The sequence below is a fragment of the Acinetobacter sp. YH12041 genome, from assembly GCF_013419975.1.
Taxonomy (GTDB): domain Bacteria; phylum Pseudomonadota; class Gammaproteobacteria; order Pseudomonadales; family Moraxellaceae; genus Acinetobacter.
This window is the reverse complement of sequence record NZ_VOZC01000013.1, coordinates 1-22,440: the sequence shown is the minus strand read 5'-3', so window position 1 is coordinate 22,440 and position 22,440 is coordinate 1. Positions and strand designations below refer to the sequence as shown.

The 22,440-nt window shown below is 38.3% G+C and carries 15 protein-coding genes and 6 pseudogenes; 13 read left to right on the top strand and 8 right to left on the bottom strand.

Annotation, left to right across the window (positions count from 1 at the left end; genetic code table 11):
• Nucleotides 1-29 precede the first annotated feature (29 nt).
• The 5 genes from FTU00_RS10915 (at nt 30) to FTU00_RS10895 (ending at nt 11,019) form a co-directional block, all read left to right on the top strand.
• Nucleotides 30-7,073: a hemagglutinin repeat-containing protein gene (locus FTU00_RS10915; protein ID WP_179994266.1), complete on the top strand. Its 7,044-nt coding sequence runs from the start codon at nt 30-32 to the stop codon at nt 7,071-7,073.
• A gap of 18 nt (nt 7,074-7,091) precedes the next feature.
• On the top strand, nt 7,092-7,712 hold the full coding sequence (locus tag FTU00_RS10910) for a hypothetical protein (protein ID WP_154320123.1): 621 nt from the start codon (nt 7,092-7,094) through the stop codon (nt 7,710-7,712).
• A gap of 236 nt (nt 7,713-7,948) precedes the next feature.
• A protein-coding gene (locus tag FTU00_RS10905) for an IS3 family transposase (protein WP_179991387.1) occupies nt 7,949-9,024 on the top strand; the annotation gives its coding sequence in 2 pieces (ribosomal slippage) (nt 7,949-8,201 and nt 8,201-9,024; 1,077 coding nt in all).
• A gap of 98 nt (nt 9,025-9,122) precedes the next feature.
• The gene (locus FTU00_RS10900) at nt 9,123-10,511 is read left to right on the top strand and encodes a hypothetical protein (protein WP_179991388.1); all 1,389 of its coding nucleotides are present in this window, start codon (nt 9,123-9,125) and stop codon (nt 10,509-10,511) included.
• The gene (locus FTU00_RS10895) at nt 10,501-11,019 is read left to right on the top strand and encodes a hypothetical protein (RefSeq protein WP_179989170.1); all 519 of its coding nucleotides are present in this window, start codon (nt 10,501-10,503) and stop codon (nt 11,017-11,019) included. The genes FTU00_RS10900 and FTU00_RS10895 overlap by 11 nt, the downstream gene beginning before the upstream one ends.
• 120 nt (nt 11,020-11,139) lie before the next feature.
• Here FTU00_RS10895 and FTU00_RS10890 read toward each other — a convergent pair.
• Both FTU00_RS10890 and FTU00_RS10885 read right to left on the bottom strand, forming a co-directional pair.
• Nucleotides 11,140-11,403 (bottom strand): annotated as a pseudogene (locus FTU00_RS10890) (integrase core domain-containing protein); the annotation flags it as partial.
• A gap of 33 nt (nt 11,404-11,436) precedes the next feature.
• Nucleotides 11,437-11,913 (bottom strand): annotated as a pseudogene (locus FTU00_RS10885) (transposase); the annotation flags it as partial.
• A 490-nt stretch (nt 11,914-12,403) separates the two neighbouring features.
• On the opposite strand from FTU00_RS10885, the pseudogene FTU00_RS15660 reads away from it, so the two are divergent.
• A pseudogene (locus tag FTU00_RS15660) lies at nt 12,404-12,505 on the top strand (recombinase); the annotation flags it as partial.
• 185 nt (nt 12,506-12,690) lie between these two features.
• Complete coding sequence (locus FTU00_RS10880) at nt 12,691-13,890, top strand: integrase arm-type DNA-binding domain-containing protein (RefSeq protein WP_005245164.1); 1,200 nt, start codon at nt 12,691-12,693, stop codon at nt 13,888-13,890.
• Between the two features lie 41 nt (nt 13,891-13,931).
• On the opposite strand, the gene FTU00_RS10875 is transcribed toward FTU00_RS10880, so the two are convergent.
• The gene (locus FTU00_RS10875; RefSeq protein ID WP_179989169.1) at nt 13,932-14,345 is read right to left on the bottom strand and encodes a Cd(II)/Pb(II)-responsive transcriptional regulator; all 414 of its coding nucleotides are present in this window, start codon (nt 14,343-14,345) and stop codon (nt 13,932-13,934) included.
• 79 nt (nt 14,346-14,424) lie between these two features.
• On the opposite strand from FTU00_RS10875, the gene FTU00_RS10870 reads away from it, so the two are divergent.
• Both FTU00_RS10870 and FTU00_RS10865 read left to right on the top strand, forming a co-directional pair.
• A complete protein-coding gene (locus FTU00_RS10870; RefSeq protein WP_005245162.1) occupies nt 14,425-15,156 on the top strand; it encodes a transglutaminase family protein in 732 nt (243 codons plus the stop codon).
• Entirely contained in the window at nt 15,143-16,030 is an 888-nt protein-coding gene (locus FTU00_RS10865) for a cation diffusion facilitator family transporter (protein ID WP_127800877.1), read from the top strand. The genes FTU00_RS10870 and FTU00_RS10865 overlap by 14 nt, the downstream gene beginning before the upstream one ends.
• 84 nt (nt 16,031-16,114) lie before the next feature.
• On the opposite strand, the pseudogene FTU00_RS10860 reads toward FTU00_RS10865, so the two are convergent.
• A pseudogene (locus FTU00_RS10860) lies at nt 16,115-16,339 on the bottom strand (efflux RND transporter permease subunit); the annotation flags it as partial.
• Here FTU00_RS10860 and FTU00_RS10855 point away from each other — a divergent pair.
• A pseudogene (locus tag FTU00_RS10855) lies at nt 16,339-16,482 on the top strand (antitoxin HicB); the annotation flags it as partial. The pseudogenes FTU00_RS10860 and FTU00_RS10855 sit on opposite strands and share 1 nt — an antisense overlap.
• A 252-nt stretch (nt 16,483-16,734) precedes the next feature.
• Here FTU00_RS10855 and FTU00_RS10850 read toward each other — a convergent pair.
• Entirely contained in the window at nt 16,735-16,986 is a 252-nt protein-coding gene (locus FTU00_RS10850; protein WP_004658363.1) for a hypothetical protein, read from the bottom strand.
• Between the two features lie 194 nt (nt 16,987-17,180).
• On the opposite strand from FTU00_RS10850, the gene FTU00_RS10845 reads away from it, so the two are divergent.
• Nucleotides 17,181-17,402, top strand: coding sequence for a helix-turn-helix transcriptional regulator (locus FTU00_RS10845; protein WP_004658364.1), 222 nt, complete (start codon nt 17,181-17,183; stop codon nt 17,400-17,402).
• 172 nt (nt 17,403-17,574) lie between these two features.
• Here FTU00_RS10845 and FTU00_RS10840 read toward each other — a convergent pair.
• Nucleotides 17,575-18,719 (bottom strand): IS3-like element ISAba14 family transposase gene (locus FTU00_RS10840; RefSeq protein WP_099046175.1). Its coding sequence is split into 2 segments (ribosomal slippage): nt 17,575-18,455 and nt 18,455-18,719, totalling 1,146 coding nucleotides; the frame shifts between segments, so codons are not numbered across the junction.
• Between the two features lie 277 nt (nt 18,720-18,996).
• On the opposite strand from FTU00_RS10840, the gene FTU00_RS10835 reads away from it, so the two are divergent.
• The gene (locus FTU00_RS10835; RefSeq protein WP_038350081.1) at nt 18,997-19,785 is read left to right on the top strand and encodes an aminoglycoside adenylyltransferase domain-containing protein; all 789 of its coding nucleotides are present in this window, start codon (nt 18,997-18,999) and stop codon (nt 19,783-19,785) included.
• A gap of 126 nt (nt 19,786-19,911) precedes the next feature.
• Here FTU00_RS10835 and FTU00_RS10830 read toward each other — a convergent pair whose 3' ends face one another.
• Both FTU00_RS10830 and FTU00_RS10825 read right to left on the bottom strand, forming a co-directional pair.
• The gene (locus FTU00_RS10830; RefSeq protein ID WP_077170035.1) at nt 19,912-20,370 is read right to left on the bottom strand and encodes a DUF523 domain-containing protein; all 459 of its coding nucleotides are present in this window, start codon (nt 20,368-20,370) and stop codon (nt 19,912-19,914) included.
• Nucleotides 20,371-20,604: 234 nt separating this feature from the next.
• A protein-coding gene (locus tag FTU00_RS10825) for an IS3 family transposase (protein WP_119285041.1) occupies nt 20,605-21,770 on the bottom strand; the annotation gives its coding sequence in 2 pieces (ribosomal slippage) (nt 20,605-21,512 and nt 21,512-21,770; 1,167 coding nt in all).
• A gap of 192 nt (nt 21,771-21,962) precedes the next feature.
• Here FTU00_RS10825 and FTU00_RS10820 point away from each other — a divergent pair.
• Nucleotides 21,963-22,316: pseudogene (locus FTU00_RS10820) on the top strand (transposase zinc-binding domain-containing protein); the annotation flags it as partial.
• Nucleotides 22,317-22,440 lie beyond the last annotated feature (124 nt).

The following is a 22,440-nucleotide window of genomic DNA, read 5'->3' as shown; positions in this document are numbered from 1 at the left end:
CCAAATAAAGACACATTGGTAATTGAAAAATGAATAAGAACTGCTATAAAACGATTTTTAGTCAAACCCGTGGTGAAATGATTGCTGTTGCAGAAAATGTCGCAGCTGCAGGACAAGCCTCAACACAGAATAATAAAGCGGTTGATCTTGAAACACCAGTCGTTGCTTCTGAAAAAAGTTTAGCTTTAAAAGTTCTTTCATTTTCATTGATGCTGATTACAGGCACTGCCCTGATCAATGCATCTATTGGTGTATCGCACAGCAATGTTGTTGCAGACTCGAATGCGGCAGGCAATCAGCGTCCAACGATATTGAACAGTGCCAATGGCACAACGCAGGTGAATATTCAAACCCCAAGCAAAGCTGGGGTATCGGTGAATCACTACCAGCAATTTGATGTGAATCAGAACGGTGTCATTTTAAATAACAGCCGCCAAAATACTCAAACGCAGCTTGGGGGTTATATCCAAGCCAATCCGTGGCTTGCAGGCGGTGAAGCCAAAGTCATTGTTAATCAGGTGAACGGCAGCAATCCAAGTCACTTAAATGGCTATGTAGAGGTCGGTGGACGTAAAGCAGATGTGATCATTGCCAACCAAGCTGGGATTAATGTCGATGGTGGCGGTTTTATCAATGCAGGTGGGGTGACTTTAAGTACCGCCAATCCGAATATTCAAAATGGACAAGTGACAGGTTATCAAGTCCGTGACGGGGTGATTAACATCACAGGTCAGGGCTTGGATGCCAGTAAAGCCGACTATACCCAGTTACTCAGCCGTGCTGCACAGATCAATGCGGGGATTTGGGCTAAAGAATTGACGGTGGTTGCTGGACAAAATGATATTGAAGTTAATCCGCAGGCTGGTGCGATACAGGCGGCTTCGGGGTTGGCAGGCACTGTGCCACAGTTTGCCATTGATACCAGTCACTTAGGCGGAATGTATGCGGGCAAAATCAGTTTAATCAGTACCGAACAAGGGGTTGGGATTAACAATGCAGGGCAAGTGTTTGCTTCAGCCGGGCATATTAAAATCAGTGCCAATGGCGAGCTGCAAAATAGCGGTGCAGTAGTTGCAGAAAATAAAGTCGATAGCACCCCAGCGAGTTTAAATCTTCAAGCAAAAGATTTAAACAATAATGGCAAGATATTAAGTCTAGGCGATCAACGCATTCAGGCTGAAAACGTCAACAATACCGGCCTCATTAATAGCCAAGGTTTAACTCGTATTGATGCCAGTCAAGGCATCCAAAACGTGGGTACAGGTCAAATCTATGGTGACCATATTGCCCTGCAAGCCGCGCATCTTCTCAATGCAGAACAGCAAACCAATGGCGATGTCAAAGCAGGCACGATTGCGGCACGTCAACGCTTAGATATTGCAGGCGGAAAAATTGAAAACCGAGAACAAGCCTTAATTGCCAGCGAAGGTGCGCTGACTGTTGGTGGACAACTCAATGCAAACCATATGGCAGAAGGCTCTGCCGCATTATTAGACAATGCCAGTGCACGTATTCAATCCGTGGGTGATATGTACTTAGGCGTGGATATTTTGACCAACCGAAATTTGCATTTCAGTTCAAGTGTCAAAGAAATACCAGAAACCCGCAAAGATGTGACCGCTTATCAAGGTGCTGGAAGCGCTGAAATTCTTGATTCATCGCATATTACAGGTCGTGGCAGTTATGACAGCATTTATCTGGATGGTCAAAAATATGAAGACTATACCCGATATATCTACAACCAGTACGAAACCCAACACTATGTGGATTCCAGTGCACCAGCGGAGATTATTTCAGGTGGCACACTGACGCTAAAAGGCCAAAGCCTGACCAATGACAAGAGCCAAATTCTAGCGACGAAAGGCATTAATATTGAACAAAATGAAGTGAATAATATTGATGCTGAGGGTGAGCATCGTGTGATTAAAACGGGGACATCACAGTATCACTATGTAGGTTGGAATACATTAGGTACAAGTAAACGAAGTAAGTGGAACAGTGTTAAACCCTATAATCCAGCTGATATCGTAACGCCAATAAAACTTGATGTGGTGAAATATGATGGTGCTCACCAAGGCACATTAAATGGTGATACCTCAGAACTCAGCTTACCGCTGCAATCCTTATACAGCGTTAATAAAGAAAATAATAACCGCCCTTTGATTGAAAGCAGCGATGCCTTTACCAATTATAAAAATTGGTTAGGCAGTGATTACATGCTGCAAATGTTCGCGACCAACCCACAAAATATGCAAAAACGTTTAGGGGATGGTTATTACGAGCAAAAACTGGTCAATGACCAAATTGCACAACTGACGGGTCAAGTTTATTTAGATGGTTATACGAACTTCGAGGATCAATTCAAAGCCTTGATGGATTCTGGGGTAAGTGCTGCCAAAGATCTTAATTTAAGTGTTGGAGTGAAGCTCTCAGAAGCACAGATTGCTCGATTGACCAGTGATATGGTGTGGCTGGTGACAGAAACCATTACCGTTGATGGCGAAAAAATCCAAGTCTTGGTACCGAAAGTGTATGTTGCGGTACAGTCGGGGGACTTAAACAACAAAGGTGCCTTGATTGCAGGCGAGACGGTCAATTTAAAACTGAGTGGGGATTTAAACAACCAAGGCAGTATTGCTGGACGCCAATTGGTGAGTCTTGAAGCCAATAACATTAATAACGTGGGTGGCTTAATACAAGGTCGAGATGTCTTTGCGACAGCACACACCGATATCAATAATATTGGTGGGACAATGACCGCCAATCAAATCCTTGCCCTTGATGCGGGCCGAGACATTAACAACATCACCACGACGATTAAAACTGAAAATAAGCACGGTTTAAGTGAATTTAGCGCTGAAAACATTGGCCGTGTTGCTGGGCTGTATGTACAAGATGCGGATGGTCAGCTGGTTGCCAATGCCAAGAATAATATCAATCTGACTGCATCAGATCTACAAAGCCAAGGTAGCATTGCGATCCAAGCGGGACAAGACCTGAATCTTTCTACGGTGAATGTCAGTCGCAGTGATTTAAGCTCAGCAGGTGACAAGGATCAGATTCTGAATGCTTCGAGTCGAGATGTAGGGACGCAGATTCAGGCGAAAGGAAATATTTCCCTGCAAAGTGGTGCCAATACTCAGATTAAAGCCAGCACCTTGAACAGTACGTCGGGCAATGTAGTGATTGATGCTGGACAAAATGTCTTGATCGAAAATGGACGAGATGAACGCAGTTCTCAGCTTGCAGCCCATGAAAAAGGTGGCTTCTCTACAACAGATAAAAAAATCCAATCTTCGACCAGTCAATCGATTGCAACCGACATCCAATCGGGTGGCAATATCCTGATCAATAGCCAAACAGGAGATATTCAAGCCACGCACCTGCAAGCTGGTGCGAAAGACAGCATTCAAATTACGGCAAACCAAGGCAATGTAAAACTTTTGTCAGATATTGATACTGATATAAAGAGCACGGAAACAGCCAAGAAAAATACAATTCAATTTAAAAACCGTCAATCAGGATATATCGACGAAGATGTTGCACAAACACAGCTCAAAGCTGGCAAAAATGTTGATATCAATGCCGGTAAAAATATCGAGCTGCAAGCCAATGATATACAAGCTCAAGACAATATTTATATTGGCAATAAACAATTCGAACGCCAAGCGGATGGCAGTTTAAAATCCAAAGATGGTAATGCCCTGCCCGAAAATGTCAGTCTGACGACATTAGAAACCAATGATCAGCAATGGGATGAAACCCAAAAAGGTTATCGTGGCATTGCCAAAGACTTAATGAAAGTGACTGCTGTTGGCTTAGCGGGTATTGAGGCTTTAGCTCCGGGATTAAAAGCACCGAAGATCACGATCGGAGAATCATCGAGCACACGGACTGAGCAAAGAACACAAACAGGGACCGATCTTGGTGCCAATAATGTCTATGTGGGTTCAGCAGGTCAAACGACACTGACCAGTAGCAACATTGATGCACAGAACACGGTCTTAGCGGGCAAAAAAGTCACGCTCGATGCAGCAGAAGAACAACACAAAACTGTTACGTCAAACAGCAAAGAAACGGTACAAGGTCTTGGGGTTAAGCTGAATAAAGACAGCATTCGAGTGGGCGGCTTTGTACTTGAAGACGCAGAGAATACCGTTAAAACTACAGCCACAACGCATAAGTCAGGCAATATCAATACTGAAAATTTAACAATTCAAGGTGCAGAAGGTGTAGATATCCTCGGCCAAAATATCACAGCGACAGGTGATACGATCATTGATCATGGTCGAGGAAATCTTAACATAGGCGGTTATGAAAATAAAACCACCACAGAAGAAAAGACTCATACTGAAACCATCAGTACAGAAGTCGGCATTCGCAATGCCTATTTAGATGCAATCTTAGCGGTAGAAGCTGTTGCAGATGCAACTAAAGCCTTATCTAAAGCTAAAGATGATTATAGCCAAGCACAACGTGACTATGCAGCGGGTCGAATTACCAAAGGAGCCTTAGATGACAGCAAAGCCAATGTCGCAATGGCAACGGCCAATGTGGCAAGTGCACAGATTGCTGTAGGGGCAGCAGCCGCATCTGCGGCTGCAAGCAGTGCAACCTATGGCTTTACTATTGGTGCCAATGGTGAAAGGATTGAAACTACGACGACCACGAATACAGAACAAAGCCAATGGCAAGGTAGCAACTTAGATTTAAATAACCTTCAGCTTAAATCAGAAGGCCAAGACATCAATATCCAAGGCAGCCGAGTGAATGCAACAGGCACCACGACCTTTGATGGCAGCAAAGACCTCAATGTGACTGCAGGCGTCGAGCATAGTAAACAGGACAGCAATAGTAAAACCAATAGCCAAAGTGTGAGCTATACCTATGGCGGTGGCGGCAGTGCTTCAATAGGCAAGCAAACCAGCCAATCACAAAACGAAAGCCTCACCCACGTAAATAGTGAAGTTGTGCTGAATCGTACTGAAGGTGCAATAGACAAACTGAATATTCAGGGCGGTGAGGTTTCTATCGCTGACCGAGGTAATCTACAAGTAAATCAGATCCATGTAGAAAGCTTGCAGGATACAGAGACTAGCAGTAATAGCAGCAAAGGCGGAAATATTGGCTTAGGTTTTGGTTCTAACGGTAAAGCCAGCAATATCAGCGCTGGCTATAACCAAAGTAAGGGCAGCATTGACAGTGCATGGGTAAATGACACTAGTAAGCTGCTGATTGGCAATGCGCAGAACGATGCTGATCTAGATGCGATGGGTGTTAAAAATATTACCAGTATTGGTGGTGTGATTGCCAATGCGACGAAGAATGAAGACGGCACATTAACGGATCACGGTAAGCTGAACTATTCAGGCGAACTTGCGCTGAAAGACATAGAAGATCATAACTACAACAGTAGCAGTGGTTTTAATGTATCAACGACGATAGGCAAAACCACGAACAACAAAGATGGAGAAAAATCCAAATATCCAAACGGTTCAACCACCATTGGCCTTAACAGCAGTGGACAAGAAACAGAACAATTGACTAAGGCAACGATGGGTCAAGGGACTGTTGCAAATGCCTCAGACAGCACCAATCGGGACATTAATAATACGCAAGAAATTACTCGTGACCAAGTGACGGGCATGCTGGATGGTTCTGTGACGGTTGATCAGCGTTTACTGAGTAAGAGTGGACGGGCGGAGATTATTCAAGAGCAGAAGGAATTACCTGAAAATTTCCGTCAAAGTGCTGAAAATATTGTGAAGCAAATGCCTGAGGGAGAATATAAAGAGAAGGCTTTACAAAGTTTAAATAATATACAAGCAAAACTTTATAGTTTACCAGCAGATTTTGAGGGTTTAGAGGAATATGGGCAGCAAGTTGCAGGGGAGCTATTGAAAAATGGTCTTGAAATTAAAGAGGTCGAAAAGATTATAGATACAGATAATTATTGGTATGCAATTCAAAAATTATCTGCTGTCCAAGAACAATTAGATATTTTGAGTCAGAATGGTAGTGGCATTGAACAGATTCTTAATTCTGAGCTCTCTAAAGAGCAACCAATAGTCAACTCAAACTCCTTAATTAGTATATTAGCTGAAAATACAGATAGTTCTCTTGCTGTAAAAGAAACGGATTTACTAGGTTTTAAATTTTTACATGCGGCAGCAGAAATTAGTAAAAATATAGAAAAAATTTCTGTAGATAGTGGTGTTGACATTGAAAAAATACAACTTGCTGCTAGCGTGTTGTTAGGAGGGCCTGTAAAAGCAACAGCAGGATATATAGTTAATCAATTTAGTGGAGAATATATTGATTATGCTACAAATGCGGTATCAGATCATTTAGTAAAATCACTCTACGGACTTTCAGATGGTCTATATGATGATTGGAGTCGGTCTGAAAAAATTAGTGAGTTGAAACAGCTTGGACTAAGCGATGATGATTTTCAACGAAGTCTTAATTATGCGGAATCACTGCAAAATGCAAAGCTAGGTGCTACTTTTATTGTTGGTATAGCTGCTGAGACACTAATTTCAGGGAAAGGAAAAGCTAAAAATAGTGATGAAATATCAGTAAAACCTACTGTTCCTGATTATGTTACTCGTAATGATCATGATTTTTCTGCTACAGAAAATTATAAAGGTAAACCAAAAGCTTACATAAATGACAAAGGTGATTTGGTTGCTGCAAACCCTGAAGGAACAGGATCTGTTCAATCTCATATTAGAGGTGGTAATTCTGAGAATACACCATACATTTCAACAAGTGATCCAGCAATAGCTATTGATTCTAAAAATTATGGTGGTGAGCAAATTAAGATTGATACGAAGCGATTGCAGGAAGATATTGATGCAGGTAAGATTTCTGGTAGTCAGATTGTGACACATACCGAAGTTAGAAAGGAATTACAATCTAAAGTCGATGCAGCTCAGGCGAAATATGATCGTAATCCTAGTAAAAAAAATCGAGATAAATTAAGAGATGCAAATAAAGATTTGAATCATGCTATTAGAGATGGGGAATGCTTAATCAAAGGTTGTGTTCCATCAGAATACATAAAGAAATAGTTTGTAAGGAGTATAGAGTTGGAACAGAAGATTATAGACTTATTAAATGAGATTCCTGATAGTGTCAATTATACAGATATAGCAGAGGACTTAGATGCTGAAGATATTTCAGTTAGCCGTATAGAACAGTTAAGAGAATTATTAACAAATTCGGATGACTATATTGTATTCCAAGCTGCTAAATTGTTGACATTTTGGGGAGATGATTATGGTTTTAATGCTTTAACTGCATTATTTGAAAACAATAAATTAAATGGTTTTATTGATCATAGGCTAAATGGTTATGATGATACATTGCAACATGTTCTTAGAGCATTTATTCGTTATTGGGCTGATAAATCTGACCATGGTCTAGGTACCTTAACAAGAAAAAAATTGTTTCCATATATTGTCAAAATAATAGAGCTTGCTAATACTCAACCTTTTGGAATAGATTCTTTATTTGGTTTAATAATCGATGAGGACTTCAAAGAATATATTCCATTTTTAAAAGAACATTTAATTTCAATCATTGATCATCCAGAAATACATGGTTGGAAAATTCATGATGTTATTGAGTTATTTTTAAAAATTGAACCTGATTTTGTATATAAATTATTGGATGAAAAAGGAAAGACGTTAAAGGATTTTAATTTTTGAAATTAATGTATCGACCAGTATTGGTATTCCACAAAAGGGAACTAAAGAAGCTTCTACAGCTCCAAAAGGTTCAACGACCATTGGTATCAATAGCAGCGGGCAAGAAACAGAACAACTGACCAAGGCAACCTTAGGTCAAGGTACTGTGACGAATGTGAAAGATACGGTAATCCCCCCTAAAAATAATAGGATCTAAAAGTAGAATTTTCTCTTAAGATACGAGCAGGAGATTCTGCATGAAAACATCTAAATTTACTGATAGTCAGATCATGTCCATCTTGAAACAGGCAGAATCTGGCACACCTGTAGCGACCCTTTGCCGTGTACACGGCATGAGTAATGCTACCTTTTATAAATGGCGTGCCAAATATGGTGGTATGGATACATCATTAATGGCTCGACTGAAAGAGCTAGAAGCCGAAAATACCAGACTTAAAAAGATGTATGCGGAAGAGCGATTAAAGGCCGAAATCATCCAGGAAGCGATGGCAAAAAAGTGGTAAAGCCATCTTGCCAGCGTAAGATGGCACAACAGGCAGTTGCCCAGCATGCCATTAGTATTCGTTTGGCTTGTAAAGCATTTGGCATTAGTGAAACCTGCTACCGCTATCAAGCCAAACTCAGCGATGACAATGCACTCATTGCTGAACAGCTCATTGAACTCACTGAGGAAAATTCCGATTGGGGCTTTGGTTTGTGCTTCTCGTATTTACGGCATGTTGAGAGTTGCTGCTGGAATCACAAGCGGGTTTACCGCATTTACTGTGAGTTGGCACTGAATCTGCGTATTAAACCGAGAAGAAGACTAAAACGGCATGCGCCTGAACCATTGAAAGAACCAATCCGAGAAAATCAGGTTTGGTCATTAGATTTTATGCATGATCAGCTTTCCGATGGTCGCAAGTTTCGATTATTGAATGTGATTGATGATTACCGCCGCGAAGGCCTAGCCATTGAAGCAGGGTTCTCATTGCCCACAATCAGGGTTATTCGTACGTTGAATCAATTGCTGGAGTGGAGAGAAAAACCGTTAGTGATCCGATGCGATAATGGTCCCGAATTTATCAGTCACGAATTTGTGCGCTGGGCTACTGAGCATGGTATTCGTATTGAATATATTCAACCGGGTAAGCCACAGCAGAATGCGTATATTGAACGCTATAATCGGACCATACGTTATAGTTGGCTGAGCAAGCATTTATTTGATACTTTGGATGAAGTACAAGATTATGCAACAAACTGGTTGTGGCATTACAACCATGAAAGACCACATCAAGCTAACAAAGGAAAGCCACCTCTAATGGCTGCTTAACCTCTGCTTTTAACTTCGGTTATTTATGGGAGGATTACCATACCACCAACCGTGATATCAACAATACCCAAGAAATTACTCGTGATCAGACCACAGGTATGCTGGATGGTTCAGTAACGATTGATCATCGATTACTGACAGAAGCTGGACGACAGGAGATTATTCAAGAACAGAAGGATTTGCCAGAGAATTTCCGTCAAAGTGCAGAAAATTTAGCACAAGCCTTACCAGCGGGTGAGTATAAAGATAAGGCTTTACAAACACTAAATAATATTCAGGCAAGGCTTTACAATTTACCAAGTGAATATAAAGAAACGGGTGTAGTTGGTGACAAAGTTGCAAGTGAATTGCTCAAACGAGGGATAGAGCCAAAAGAAGTTGAAGCTTTATTTTCTAAATTAGATTTTTTCTATGCAGCAAAAGAGTTTAGTGAAATTCAGAGTCAACTAGATACATTAGCTCAATCTGGTGTTGATTTAGAAACGATTTTTAAACAACCTAAAATAGGCGTAAATGAACAAGAAGTAATTTATGCGAAAGGAACTGACATTGAGACAAAAGTTACGACCCAAACCACAGTTGGTATGACGATATTAAGCAATATTGCTGATTTAGGAAATAATATAAAGCAGATTAGTGAAGATACTGGAGTTGATTTAGGTACTGTTCAACTTGCGGTAGGACTAATGATTTCAGGCCCAGTCCGTTTAGCAATTGAGACAGGAAAATCTTTAGCTTTAGATAGTGCGGTAGGAGCTGAAATAGCTCAAGGATTTGATGCGCTGGCGACATCATTAACTGCCGCCGCTCATGTTACCAATTCAAATACGATTAATAATTGGACTAATTCAGAGAAAGTTAAAGAAATTGAAGCCTCAACATCTGAAAATAAATTAGATGAATTGAAATTTGCAAATGAAATTGAAAAAAATAAACAAGGTGCAGAATATTTAATTAATGCTGTGGCTGGAGTTGTAGGTGCTGGAGTAGGTAAAGGTGTCACTAAGGGGAAAGATGCTGATATTGAAATAAATCAAAAGCAATCTCTTGATGTGGGATGGGTTGATAATTATGGAAATCAAAAGAAAGTCACTGGAGATGGAACCGTGGCTAGAGATCATCAGCCGTCTAAAGCTGCATTATTAAAGAGAGCTGAAGACTTAAAGGAAGCGCCCTTAACTCAAGCAGAGAAAAATCGTATTATTAATGAAGGAATGAGTGTAACTGTACCAAATGAGGTGCATGCCGCAGGTCCAACCTATGCAGGAAAAAATAATAAAGGACTCATTGAAAATGATGCAAATGATTTACAAGCAGCACAAATTAGGGATTCTGAGGCAATGATAGATAATGCAAAAAAATTAACGCCTGAGTACGTTACAAAGTTGCAAGAAGCATGTACTACATTGAGCTGTAAAAATAATGCTGATTATGATAAATTTTTGAAAAATATTATGGATGAGGAGGCGAGAAAGAATGACAAATAAGTTTATTGATCATTTAATATCACTGTTGGGTAAGTCAAATATTGATGAAAAATTAGTTGATTTTTTTGTTAAAAATCAATTTGTGAAAAGTCAAGAGGAAATTAAATTACCAATTTATGATGAAGATGGTGATTTATTGGATGAGTATAATTTTTATATTAGTAAATATGATGAGGGATTGGGTTTTATATTTACTGATGAGTCTTTTTATTTAAATCAGGAGGACAAACCCATAACTGGTGAAAAAATATACTTAACGACTATATTTTTTTATAATGATGGTGTGGAAGGCTTTTCTCAATATAAACAAGAACTGCCATTTAATTTAAAATTTTCAATGAATAAAGCTGAAATTGAAAATATGTTAGGAGTGCCATTATTTATTAAGAATGATGATGGCGTGGTTAGAAGCCAAAAATGGAAAATTGAAGATATTCCATTTACAATATATATTTCATATAACAATATAGGTGAGATTAGATATATTTCATTAAGTATTCCTTACTGATTTAGTTAAAGTCGTTCCTACCCTATTTTGAATAAAAAAGCGGTTCTTTATTTAAAATGGAGCTACATTAATAGTTTTTAAGGTAATCCTTCAATAAATAACCGAAGTTAAAAGTAGAGGTTAAGCAGCCATTAGAGGTGGCTTTCCTTTGTTAGCTTGATGTGGTCTTTCATGGTTGTAATGCCACAACCAGTTTGTTGCATAATCTTGTACTTCATCCAAAGTATCAAATAAATGCTTGCTCAGCCAACTATAACGTATGGTCCGATTATAGTGTTCAATATACGCATTCTGCTGTGGCTTACCCGGTTGAATATATTCAATACGAATACCGTGCTCAGTAGCCCAGCGCACAAATTCGTGACTGATAAATTCGGGACCTGAGATACCGTCTTGGTAGTCAATCAGGTTTTGAGATTATTCGACCACTAAATAATCTCTTCGATAGGCAGTCTGATGTTTTAAAACGCCATAACACAGATGTATAAGCTTGCGCATTGCAGCACCTAAAGCACACATTTTATTTTTACCCTGGCTTAATAATCGTTGATATAAAGCTTCAATGTGTGGATTATATTTAATCGCTGTTAATGCCGACATATACAATACTGAGCGTATTTTACTGTCACCTGCTTTTGATAAGTGACTTTGCTTGTTGACTGAACTGCCAGACAACTGATGTACTGGAACCAAACCTACATATGCAGCAGCTTGACTTGCTTTTTCAAACTTGTGCGAATGAAATAACCCCAACAGTAATAAGCCTGATCGTTCACCGATTGAAGGAATAGTTTGCAGTAATTTCAAATCCTGTTTCAATGTTGGATCTTGATCTATGTGATTATTTATTAACTTATCAATATGTTCAAGTTGCCGATTTAAATAGGCTTTGTTGCATAAACATTTTGCAAGGCACTGATTTTTAAAGGTTTGTGAAAATTTCAACCTAAGAATAAATTTAATAAAATCATATTCTTAGGTATTTGTGCAACAAAGCCGATCCGAATCGGAAGCCAAAAAGCTTTTGGGGCAGATTATTAGGACGGAAGTGAATTCATAGTAACTGTCCAAATGAAAGAAGAATCAGTGTCCTTTACGATAAGAATATGCAATTTATCTAAGAATTATATTGCTGAATAAGCTTTTAAGAATATAGGTTTGGGCAATAAAGCCTTTAAATTCTATTACTGAATAAACCCTAAGTGGCCGATTTGGAATAGGAATGAGTGGTAGGGTGCGAATAGGAATAGGTGGTAGGTTTATGCTGGAATATGCATTGAGTCCAATCCTTGATCGTGGAGACTATTGTATTAGAAACAATAGCAGACCTAAAAGGCTTTACTGGTATCCATTGATTATTCAATAACATTAAATAGAGCCGTGAGACGTTGAAAGGCTCACAGAGTGGGAGGTAAAGTATATCCTCATCTCTCGTAAAACAGCTGACGAAGTCCGAGATAGAATCATTGCGTCAAAAAAAACGTGATATTTGAGAACTAAAAAAGAAGTGGTACTCCTACTGGTTACTAAAATTAAAGTATATTGAATAATAAATTTATAAAACAATACTTTACAAATCTATATGATGCGTAGTGTACGCATCATACATAAAGCGTTCTATTTTGATATAATTGATCCAATCAACCCATTGTTAGGTTTCATTTAAATTCCATGAGTCTTACTGAAATTAAAGTTCGCCAAGCTCATTGTAAGGAAAAAACCAGTTTTTTATCCGATGAAGATGGGCTTAGCCTGAAGATTGAGCCGAGTGGAAGAAAATCTTGGTGCTATCGCTATACAGATCCACAAACTAAAAAACGTCGACGCATTCAGTTAGGTCGTTATCCTGATTTATCGCTGAAAAAGGCACGACAAGTCAGAGATGACTTTAAAGACAATGATTTCTGTTTTGAACAAGATACTGCCTCTAATGTCATCACCTTTGGTAAGGTCGGGGAGGAGTGGTTACAGTTCAAACTGAAAAATGCCTTCAACGATCTACCCCGCTGTGGTGTACTACAGTTAGCAGAAAGATGCTTACAGCAAGATATTTATCCAGACCTTCAGGATCTACCTTTTCAAAACATCAAGCGTTATGACCTGGTTTCAGTAATCAAAAAAATAGAGGGACGCCAAGTAAAAGAACCTGTCAAGAAAGCTTGTAGTTATTTGAACCAAATTTATGACTACGCTGTAGCGATGGGTTATTGTGAATTCAACATCGCGCATGGTTTAAATAAAATCGCCATTAACAGTAAAATCAAGAAAAATTATCCGTATTTGAAAGCGGAGGATATATCTGATTTTAAGTATAAATTACAAAAATTGGATGCCCATCCGATTATTAAAAAAGCACTGCTGTTCAAATTACATACTGGCGTGCGAGGGGCTGAATTGTTATTGGCTGAGCCTCATCATTTTGATTTAAATGAAAAAGTCTGGAAAATACCTGCCTTGCATATTAAACAGTTTCGACGAAAAGTCATATTAGGCCATGAGATTCCCGACTTCTTAGTTCCACTTTCAGATCAGGCTTTAGATATTTTAAAAGACGTCATGCAATGGTCATACGGTGAAAAGTACATTTTTGCTAGCCCACGGAAACATAATCAACCGATTCATTTTAATACATTAAATATGGCTATACGTAAGATGGGCTATGGAAAACATCAATTATCCTCTCATGGACTACGTTCCACTTTTAGTACCATTTTGAATGACTCAGGTTTGTTCCAGGATAACTGGATTGAGGCACAACTTTCACATATTGATAAGAACCGTACCCGTGCCAGCTATAATCACGCTGACTATTTAGCCCAGCGGACTGAAATGATGCAGTGGTGGGGTGATTATTTAAGTACTGCTAAGTGAAAATCGTACTTTTATACATAGACTTAAAACATTATGGGGTTTCAAATGGATAGTAAACAATATACTTGCCGTGTTACATGGTCAGCAGAATATAATGAGTATGTTGGGTTGTTCGAACCACAAGCACTAGCCATTTGTTGTAATTCAGCTTTAAGCGCCCTTAATTCTTTCATGCGTTTATTCACTAGTGCAAGTTGCTGATCAATTAATGCATTAACGCTAGAGCAGCTTTCTTCTGGCTTATTTTTTAATTCGATAAGACGTTTAATATCATTGAGTGATATATCTAGGCTGCGACAATGCTTTACGAATTCCAATTGTTTAAGTGCTTTGCTATCATACAGCCTGAAATTACCTTCTGAACGATTTGGATTTAACAGAAATCCTTCTCTTTCATAATATCTAATCGTTTGTATTGAACAGCCCGATTTTTTTGACAATTCGCCTATTTTCATCAATTTCCCCCAGACATTTGACTCTATAGTTACTATAGAGTCTATAGTATAAGTATGCAACGAAAAGGATATATAAAAAATGACTGAGAAATATTTAAACAATACGAATATCGTTAATTTTGAACACAAAGATATCCAATCCTTGATCGATCAACGTAGGTGGAAAAACTTGGATAACTTCAACAAAATTGGTGCCGCTTATCAGTTTGTAAAAGATGAGATTTTCTTTGGTTATAATGAAAGCGATGATATTGCAGCAAGCGATGTGCTAGCAGATGGTTATGGACAATGTAATACTAAGGGTAATCTGTTAATGGCACTATTGCGTGGACTAGGCATTCAATGCCGATTTCATGGGTTTACCATAGACCAGCAACTACAAAAAGGTGCTATCCCAAGCTATGTATTTTGGTTAGCACCTAAATACATCATTCATAGTTGGGTAGAAGTTTACTTTGAAGGGCGTTGGATAAACTTAGAGGGCTTTATATTGGATGAGCAATACTTAAGCTCTCTACAGGAGAAATTTGACCAAGTAAAAGATGATTTTTGTGGTTATGGTGTTGCAACAAAGTGCTTTTCATCACCAGATACAGATTGGCGTGGAGAAAATACCTATATTCAAAAAGAAGGTATTCATGATGACTTTGGGCTTTATGATTCCCCTGATGAGTTCTATCTCGAAAAAGGGACTAACTTGTCGGGGTTCAAACGCTGGATATATCAACGCTTGATACGTCACTTGATTAATATGAATGTATCAAAACTAAGAAATAGAAAAGTACTAGAGGTACAAAATGCACAACCATAATCATAGTCATCAACATGGTAAAGATGACCGTATTGGTTGGGCATTTTTCCTTAATGTGACATTCACTATTATCGAATTTATAGGTGGTTGGCTCACTAACAGTACGGCGATAATGGCAGATGCAGTTCACGATCTTGGTGATAGTCTTTCAATAGGTTTTGCGTGGATTTTAAGTCGTTTTTCAGATAAAGAAGCATCAGATAAGTTTAGTTATGGTTATCGTAGACTTACTCTCTTTGGCGCATTGATAAACAGTATTGTTTTAATCATTGGCTCAATTTGGATTTTATTTGAAGCAATTCCAAAGCTGTCCAATCCTGAAATGCCTGTAGTCGAGGGGATGTTAGGGCTAGCGATACTCGGCGTTGCCGTTAACGGATATGCTGTATTAAAATTAAAAGCGGGTGAAACATTAAATGAGAAAGTGCTGACATGGCACCTTCTTGAAGATGTACTTGGATGGGTTGCCGTTCTTATAGTCTCTATCGTACTGTTGTTCGCTGAACTGCCGATATTAGATCCCCTTTTATCAATAGGGTTCACGCTGTTCATCTTGTTTAATGTTTTCAAAAACCTGAAATCAACACTCGTTTTATTTCTTCAAGCTGCACCCGATAAAGAGACTCAAAAGCGTATTAAACTATCACTAATGGAATTTCCTGAAGTTAATGGTATCCACCACATGCACTTTTGGTCACTAGATGGTGAAAGTCACGTTTTAACAGCGCACCTTGAGCTGAGTGACAACTTTGACGTTAAAGAATTAATTAGGCTTAAACAAGAAGTTGCAGCTAAATTATCTTCCTATCATTTATCGCATACAACGATAGAGTTTGAGTTTTTAAATGAAAATTGTCGGGATGAAGCGCAGTAAGCTTTATCAATAAAATGTTGGGCATACAATATTAAAAGCAGCTTAATTAGGCATAACCTAGTAATTAAGCTGCTTTTTTTGATTTTAAATTTCGTCGGATTGCTGTTTGCTACTCTCAGAGCCATGCGCCCATTGATATAAAATAGGCAATACAAACAAAGTTAAAATTGTAGAAGATACAATACCGCCGATAACAACTGTTGCTAGTGGTCGTTGTACTTCTGCACCAATTCCAGTGTTTAACGCCATTGGAATAAAACCTAAACTTGCGACCAGTGCCGTCATTAAAATAGGTCTTAAACGAATGATGTGCTGAGTTTCCATCATTGTCTTGGCTTGATGCGGATCAGTCTAAAGCATTCTCAGGAATAGAGGAGCTCGTTGCTGATGTTGTCGCTGATATGATTAGCAATAATGAAAAAGTTCCTACACCACTCTCCGGGAAAATATAGTAGGCAGTTTGTTGTCCTTGTTCTCAGTGGTTCAACAAAAACTAGCCCTCGAAGCCGCAGAACGTGGCGTGGACATAAATTGTTTAGTATCAGTAAAAAGAGCGATGTAATTTTAGTACGAGTGAGTGATAGAGCAGGAACCTATGCTTCATATATTCAGTAAATGGTATGTTTTTGAATTAATAGGTATTTTTAAATAAAGCTTTCTTTGATTTAGTGCTTTTTATTTAATAAATTAATTTTAAAAACAACTTAGGCTAATTGATAAACACTATCTGGAAAGATTAAAAGAAAATATTTTTTAATTTCTGCTAATTCATTTAAGGCAGGTTCCCTTTCAAGCAGTTGAAATGTCCAAATAAGTACAGCCTGATGATTATCATAGCAAGTATTTACTCCAAGAAAATTAGCCATTCCATAACTTCTATTGATGTTCATTTCTTTAATTAATTGATTTCCTAAGTCACGAGCTTGCTGGCTGATCAATAACTCATTTGGTAACACGGCGGTCATCTCCACAAAATAATCTAATGCAGGTTCAATCCTTATATTTAAAAAGTTATAATTTAGTTGAAATGGATAAAATATACTTTCTATAAGTTGTAATAACCTGCTGTAGGTTAATTTTAGCAAAGTATTACTCAGTCAACAACTTCAAATAACCCACAGCAAGTTATTTTTTGTAAATTAATTTAAATATGATTACTTGTAAGTTATCTAGCCTCATGGGCGATAGAAAAATTTTAAAATTAAGTGAAGTGGTGCATGCAACAGGTATCAATCGCAACACGCTCACAAGTATGTATTATGACCGTGCTGTACGTATTGAATTACCAGTCGCCGATAAGTTGTGTAAGTACTTTAACTGTACGATGAATGATTTGTTTGAGTTTAAGGAAGAAGTTGAAGAAAAAGATTAACTTAATACTTCGTTTGATAAGTTTTTCGAAGAAAAAGACTAGCCAATACTTAGTTTGATAAGTTTTTCTCTGCAGATCTAATATTGAATTTTATAAAATATCATTACAAACAGAGGTGGTTCCACTTGTTTGAACAACTAAAAGCGTATTTATAAGTGATATTCCGCTCTAGTTAAGCCACCTTGTTTTGTTGGGGTAGCTGATCATAGTAAAACTCATTTGGTGTCATTTTGTCTAGACTCGAATGAGGTCGTTTCAGATTATAAAACTCAAAATATGCACTCAATTGCTTTTTCGCATCTGTGACACTGCTATAAGCTTTGAGATACACCTCTTCATATTTAACGCTCCGCCATAATCGTTCAACCATCACATTATCTACCCATCGACCTTTACCATCCATACTGATTTGAATGCCATTTGATTTCAATACATCAATAAATGCATCACTGGTGAACTGACTGCCTTGGTCTGTATTCAATATTTCAGGTGATCCATATTTTTCAATCGCTTCATTTAAAGCCGAAATACAAAAATCCACCTCCATACTAATCGATACCCTATGCGCAAGTACCTTGCGGCTATGCCAATCAATCACAGCACATAAATAAACAAAGCCTTTTGCCATAGGGATATACGTTATATCAGTAGACCACACTTGATTACTGCGCTGAATAGCCAATCCTTTGAGCAGATATGGATATTTACGGTGAGCTTGATTAGCCTGGCTTAAATTTGGTTTGCAATATAACGCCTGAATACCCATTTTCTTCATTAAAGTACGTGTATGACGTCGTCCTATATGATGCCCTTGACGATTCAACAAATCACGCATCATACGACTGCCTGCAAAAGGATATTGCATATGTAATTCATCAATACATCGCATCAGCTTCAGATCTGATGAGCTAACAGGTTTTGGGCGATAATAATAACAACCACGAGAGACTTTCAGTAACTTAGCTTGTTTAGATACTGAAATCTGAAGTGAGTGATCGATTAACTTTTGTGGTTGAAGCGGCCCAGTTTCTTCAACACACCTTCTAAAAAATCAATTTCTAATGCCTGCTCACCGATTTTTGCATGTAACTTTTTAAGATCAATGGGAGGTTCTGATGGAGCTTTTGATTGATCGAAAGCTTGTGAGGAAGCTGAGATCAATTGATTTTTCCAGTCAATAATTTGGTTTTGATGAACATCAAACTCAGAACTCAATTCAGCAAGTGTTTTTTCTGCTTTGATCGCAGCAAGTGCTACCTTAGCCTTAAAGTCGTTTGAATGATTTCTTCTTGGTCTACGTGCCATAAAATACTCCATATATTGATGTTTATAACATCATTTGAGGAGCAGAGTATCACTTATAGGAGTTGTTCAAATTTCCGGATCCATCTCTAAGTGAGGAGGAAATGACTCTTACTATTCAGATGTTGTTTCAAGCTTTTTTTGATTGATAGAGTTTTATGTATTAAACTCTATATTGAAAGTAAATATATTGTAAAAATAGTATGTTATTTACTAATTGATTAAATTATTTACACTTATTCTGTATAATGCTCTATGAATTCATTACTTATTTTTTTAAATTAAAAATCATATGCAAAGCTTAAATGATGAAGAGTGTCGCCAAGTTGAAAGTGTAAAACAGCTTTTACAAAAAAATTTTAAAGATAAGCTTTATGCTATTTATTTATATGGTTCGTATGTTGATGGTGGTTTAAAACATAAAAGTGATCTTGATATTTTAGTTATTATTGAACGTGAAATTACCGATCAGGAAAGAAAACAATTAGCGCAGAATTTTCTAAATATATCTGTTCCGATTGGTCATGCTACAGCGCGTGCCTTAGAAATTACGATATTAGAAAAAGGGAGTATTACCAATAAAAATCATCCATATACATATCAGCTACAATATGGCGAGTGGTTGAGAGAAGAATTACTCAAAGGTGAATTACTTTATAGTCAATCTGATCCAGATATTAGTATTTTACTTAAAACTGCCCAATTACATAACATTACTATCTTTGGACCTGATATTTGCGATTGGTTAAATCCAATTAGCTATGAACAATTAATATTTGCCATGCAAAAAACTTATCCACAAATTATTGCTCATTGGAAAGACGATCAGGATGAATGTAATCAAATTTTAGCGCTATGCCGTATAGCTTATACATTAGATCATAAAACAATAGTTGCCAAGGATGTTGCTGCGACATGGTTTTTAGAATTCTTAAGTCAGATAGATCAAGACATTTTGCAACTCATAATAGATGAATATATTGGGCAAGGTCATGAGCAATGTTGGTTAGTTTTACATGATCAGCTTGCTAAAATTGTTAAAGAATTACAGCATAAAATTGAACCACTACTTTTTAACTGATGTGGAAGTAATGGATATGCTTCTTAGATTATTACCTCACTATATCTCTAAATACCGAAGAGACTTGATATTGCAAAGGGGGGCGTGGTTGGAGTTGCATGAAGATTTTAAATAAAAGCGGAGGAACTAGGGTAAAAGTTGCCAAAAAGTTTCTTCTGAAATGACTTTTATATTATGACGTTTAAGCAAAGCGGAGGTAACTCCATTGCCATAGATCTTATTCCCATTAAATTGACCATCGTAAATCATTGAACTACCACATGAAGGGCTATTTTCTTTAAGCACTACCAGAGTAGCTTTTAATAATTGAACTTTTTTTAAAGTTCTATATGCCCCTTCAATATAGATTGAAGTCACATCCTTTCCTGATTTTTCAATTACACAGGCTTTTCCATCTAAGACATCATCGCCATTACCTCCCGAAATCTCGGCAGGTTCGCGTGGTGTTGATAAACCGCCAAGAATCTCTGGACATACCATAGTAGCTTTTCCATCTTTGACTAATTTTTCGATTTTTTCGTTTAAGCTATGCGTCCCGTTATAACGTACCTTTAAGCCAGCCAGACAAGAACTTACTAAAATCATATTTCCTCTATGAAAAAGATATGTATCGATTTGCTATTTAGCCAGTACCTATTATTTTTTAAAATTAATAGGTTAGTGCTATGGATAAAACAAGAATTTAAATATGATCAATGCAAAGTGAGTTATTTTTTTTCTAACCCACAAAGCTTATAGATTAGTTTGATCCTTTTTGTTTAGAAAATTTATCAACAGTGATGTGTGCTGAATTAGCAGGAGACTTTCACTTGGGAGATTCTAGGCAGCTAACCGATAAAAGTCTTCTGCCATTTGATTTGGTGTCTTAAAATCCAAGCCTTTTTGAATTCTTCGCTGATTATAAAATAACTCTATATATTTTGTAATATCCGCTTTGGCTTCTTCCCTTGTTTTGTAGTTGCGATGATGGACTAGTTCATTTTTGAGTATGCCCCAGAAACTCTCTATCGGTGCATTATCAAAGCAGTCGCCTTTTTTGCTCATTGAACCCTGAAAATCAAATTTCTCAAGTAAGTTTCGATATTCATTACTGCAATATTGGCTGCCTCTATCTGAATGTACAATGAGATCTTTAGCAGGTTTCTGATTGCGAATAGCCATATTCAATGCATCACAAACAAGCTTGGCTGTCATGCGCTCATTTAAGCTATAGCCAACAACCTGTTTCGTGTAAAGATCTTTGACAGCTGCCAAGTACAACCAGCCCTCAGCCGTCCAAATGTAGGTAATGTCACTCGACCACGCAAGATTAGGCTTCGTCATTGAAAACTGTTGCTTGAGTAAATTGTCATAAATAGAACGGTTGTGATCACTGTTCGTGGTTCTTTTGAAACGCTTATGGCGCTTACAATACAACTGATTTGATTTTTTTATTTGGCGCACAGCATACGTACTTATTTTGATACCTTGCGCTTGTAAATGCTTGGTTAATCGAACATAGCCATAGCTTTGTTTGGTTTCTTCATGGGCTATTTTGACCAAAATTGTCTGCTGATTTCGCTGAATTGATCTTTTACTCATGCCTCGCTTTAGCCAATCATAAAAGCGAGAAACGGATACACGAAGTAATCGAGCCATTAAAATAATCGGAAATAAGTGGCTTTGCGATTTCATATAGGCGTACCTCACTGACTTTCTTTGGCAAAGTACGCTGCTGCCTTTTTTAAAAATTCACGTTCCATTTCAGCTGTTTTGAGCTGTTGTTTAAGCTTCTTATTTTCTTCGAGTAAGGCGTTTAGATCGGGCGAATACTGTTTTGTGCCTGCTAAAGTTCCAGCCTTTGCTTTGTTATTCCAGTTCGAAAGGGTTTGCATTGAAATGCCAAGTTGTCTAGCGGATTCCGATACATTACCTTGGTTCTCTTCAATGGCTTTTATGGCTTCAGCTTTAAATTCTGCGGTGTAAGTCTTCTGTTTCTTGCTCATGGTAAACTCCTAATGAGTATGTATAGTTTACCAAGTTAAACCCTCCTGTTTTTTAAGCACACATCAATAGAGTGGGAGTGACGGGCACTGGCTGGCAATGTCTAGCAACGGCAGGCATTTCGGCTGAGGGTAAAAGAACTTTCCGCTAAGCGATAGACTGTATGTAAACACAGTATTGCAAGGACGCGGAACATGCCTCATGTGGCGGCCAGGACGGCCAGCCGGGATCGGGATACTGGTCGTTACCAGAGCCACCGACCCGAGCAAACCCTTCTCTATCAGATCGTTGACGAGTATTACCCGGCATTCGCTGCGCTTATGGCAGAGCAGGGAAAGGAATTGCCGGGCTATGTGCAACGGGAATTTGAAGAATTTCTCCAATGCGGGCGGCTGGAGCATGGCTTTCTACGGGTTCGCTGCGAGTCTTGCCACGCCGAGCACCTGGTCGCTTTCAGCTGTAAGCGTCGCGGTTTCTGCCCGAGCTGTGGGGCGCGGCGGATGGCCGAAAGTGCCGCCTTGCTGGTTGATGAAGTACTGCCTGAACGGCACTGTTGCAAATAGTCGGTGGTGATAAACTTATCATCCCCTTTTGCTGATGGAGCTGCACATGAACCCATTCAAAGGCCGGCATTTTCAGCGTGACATCATTCTGTGGGCCGTACGCTGGTAC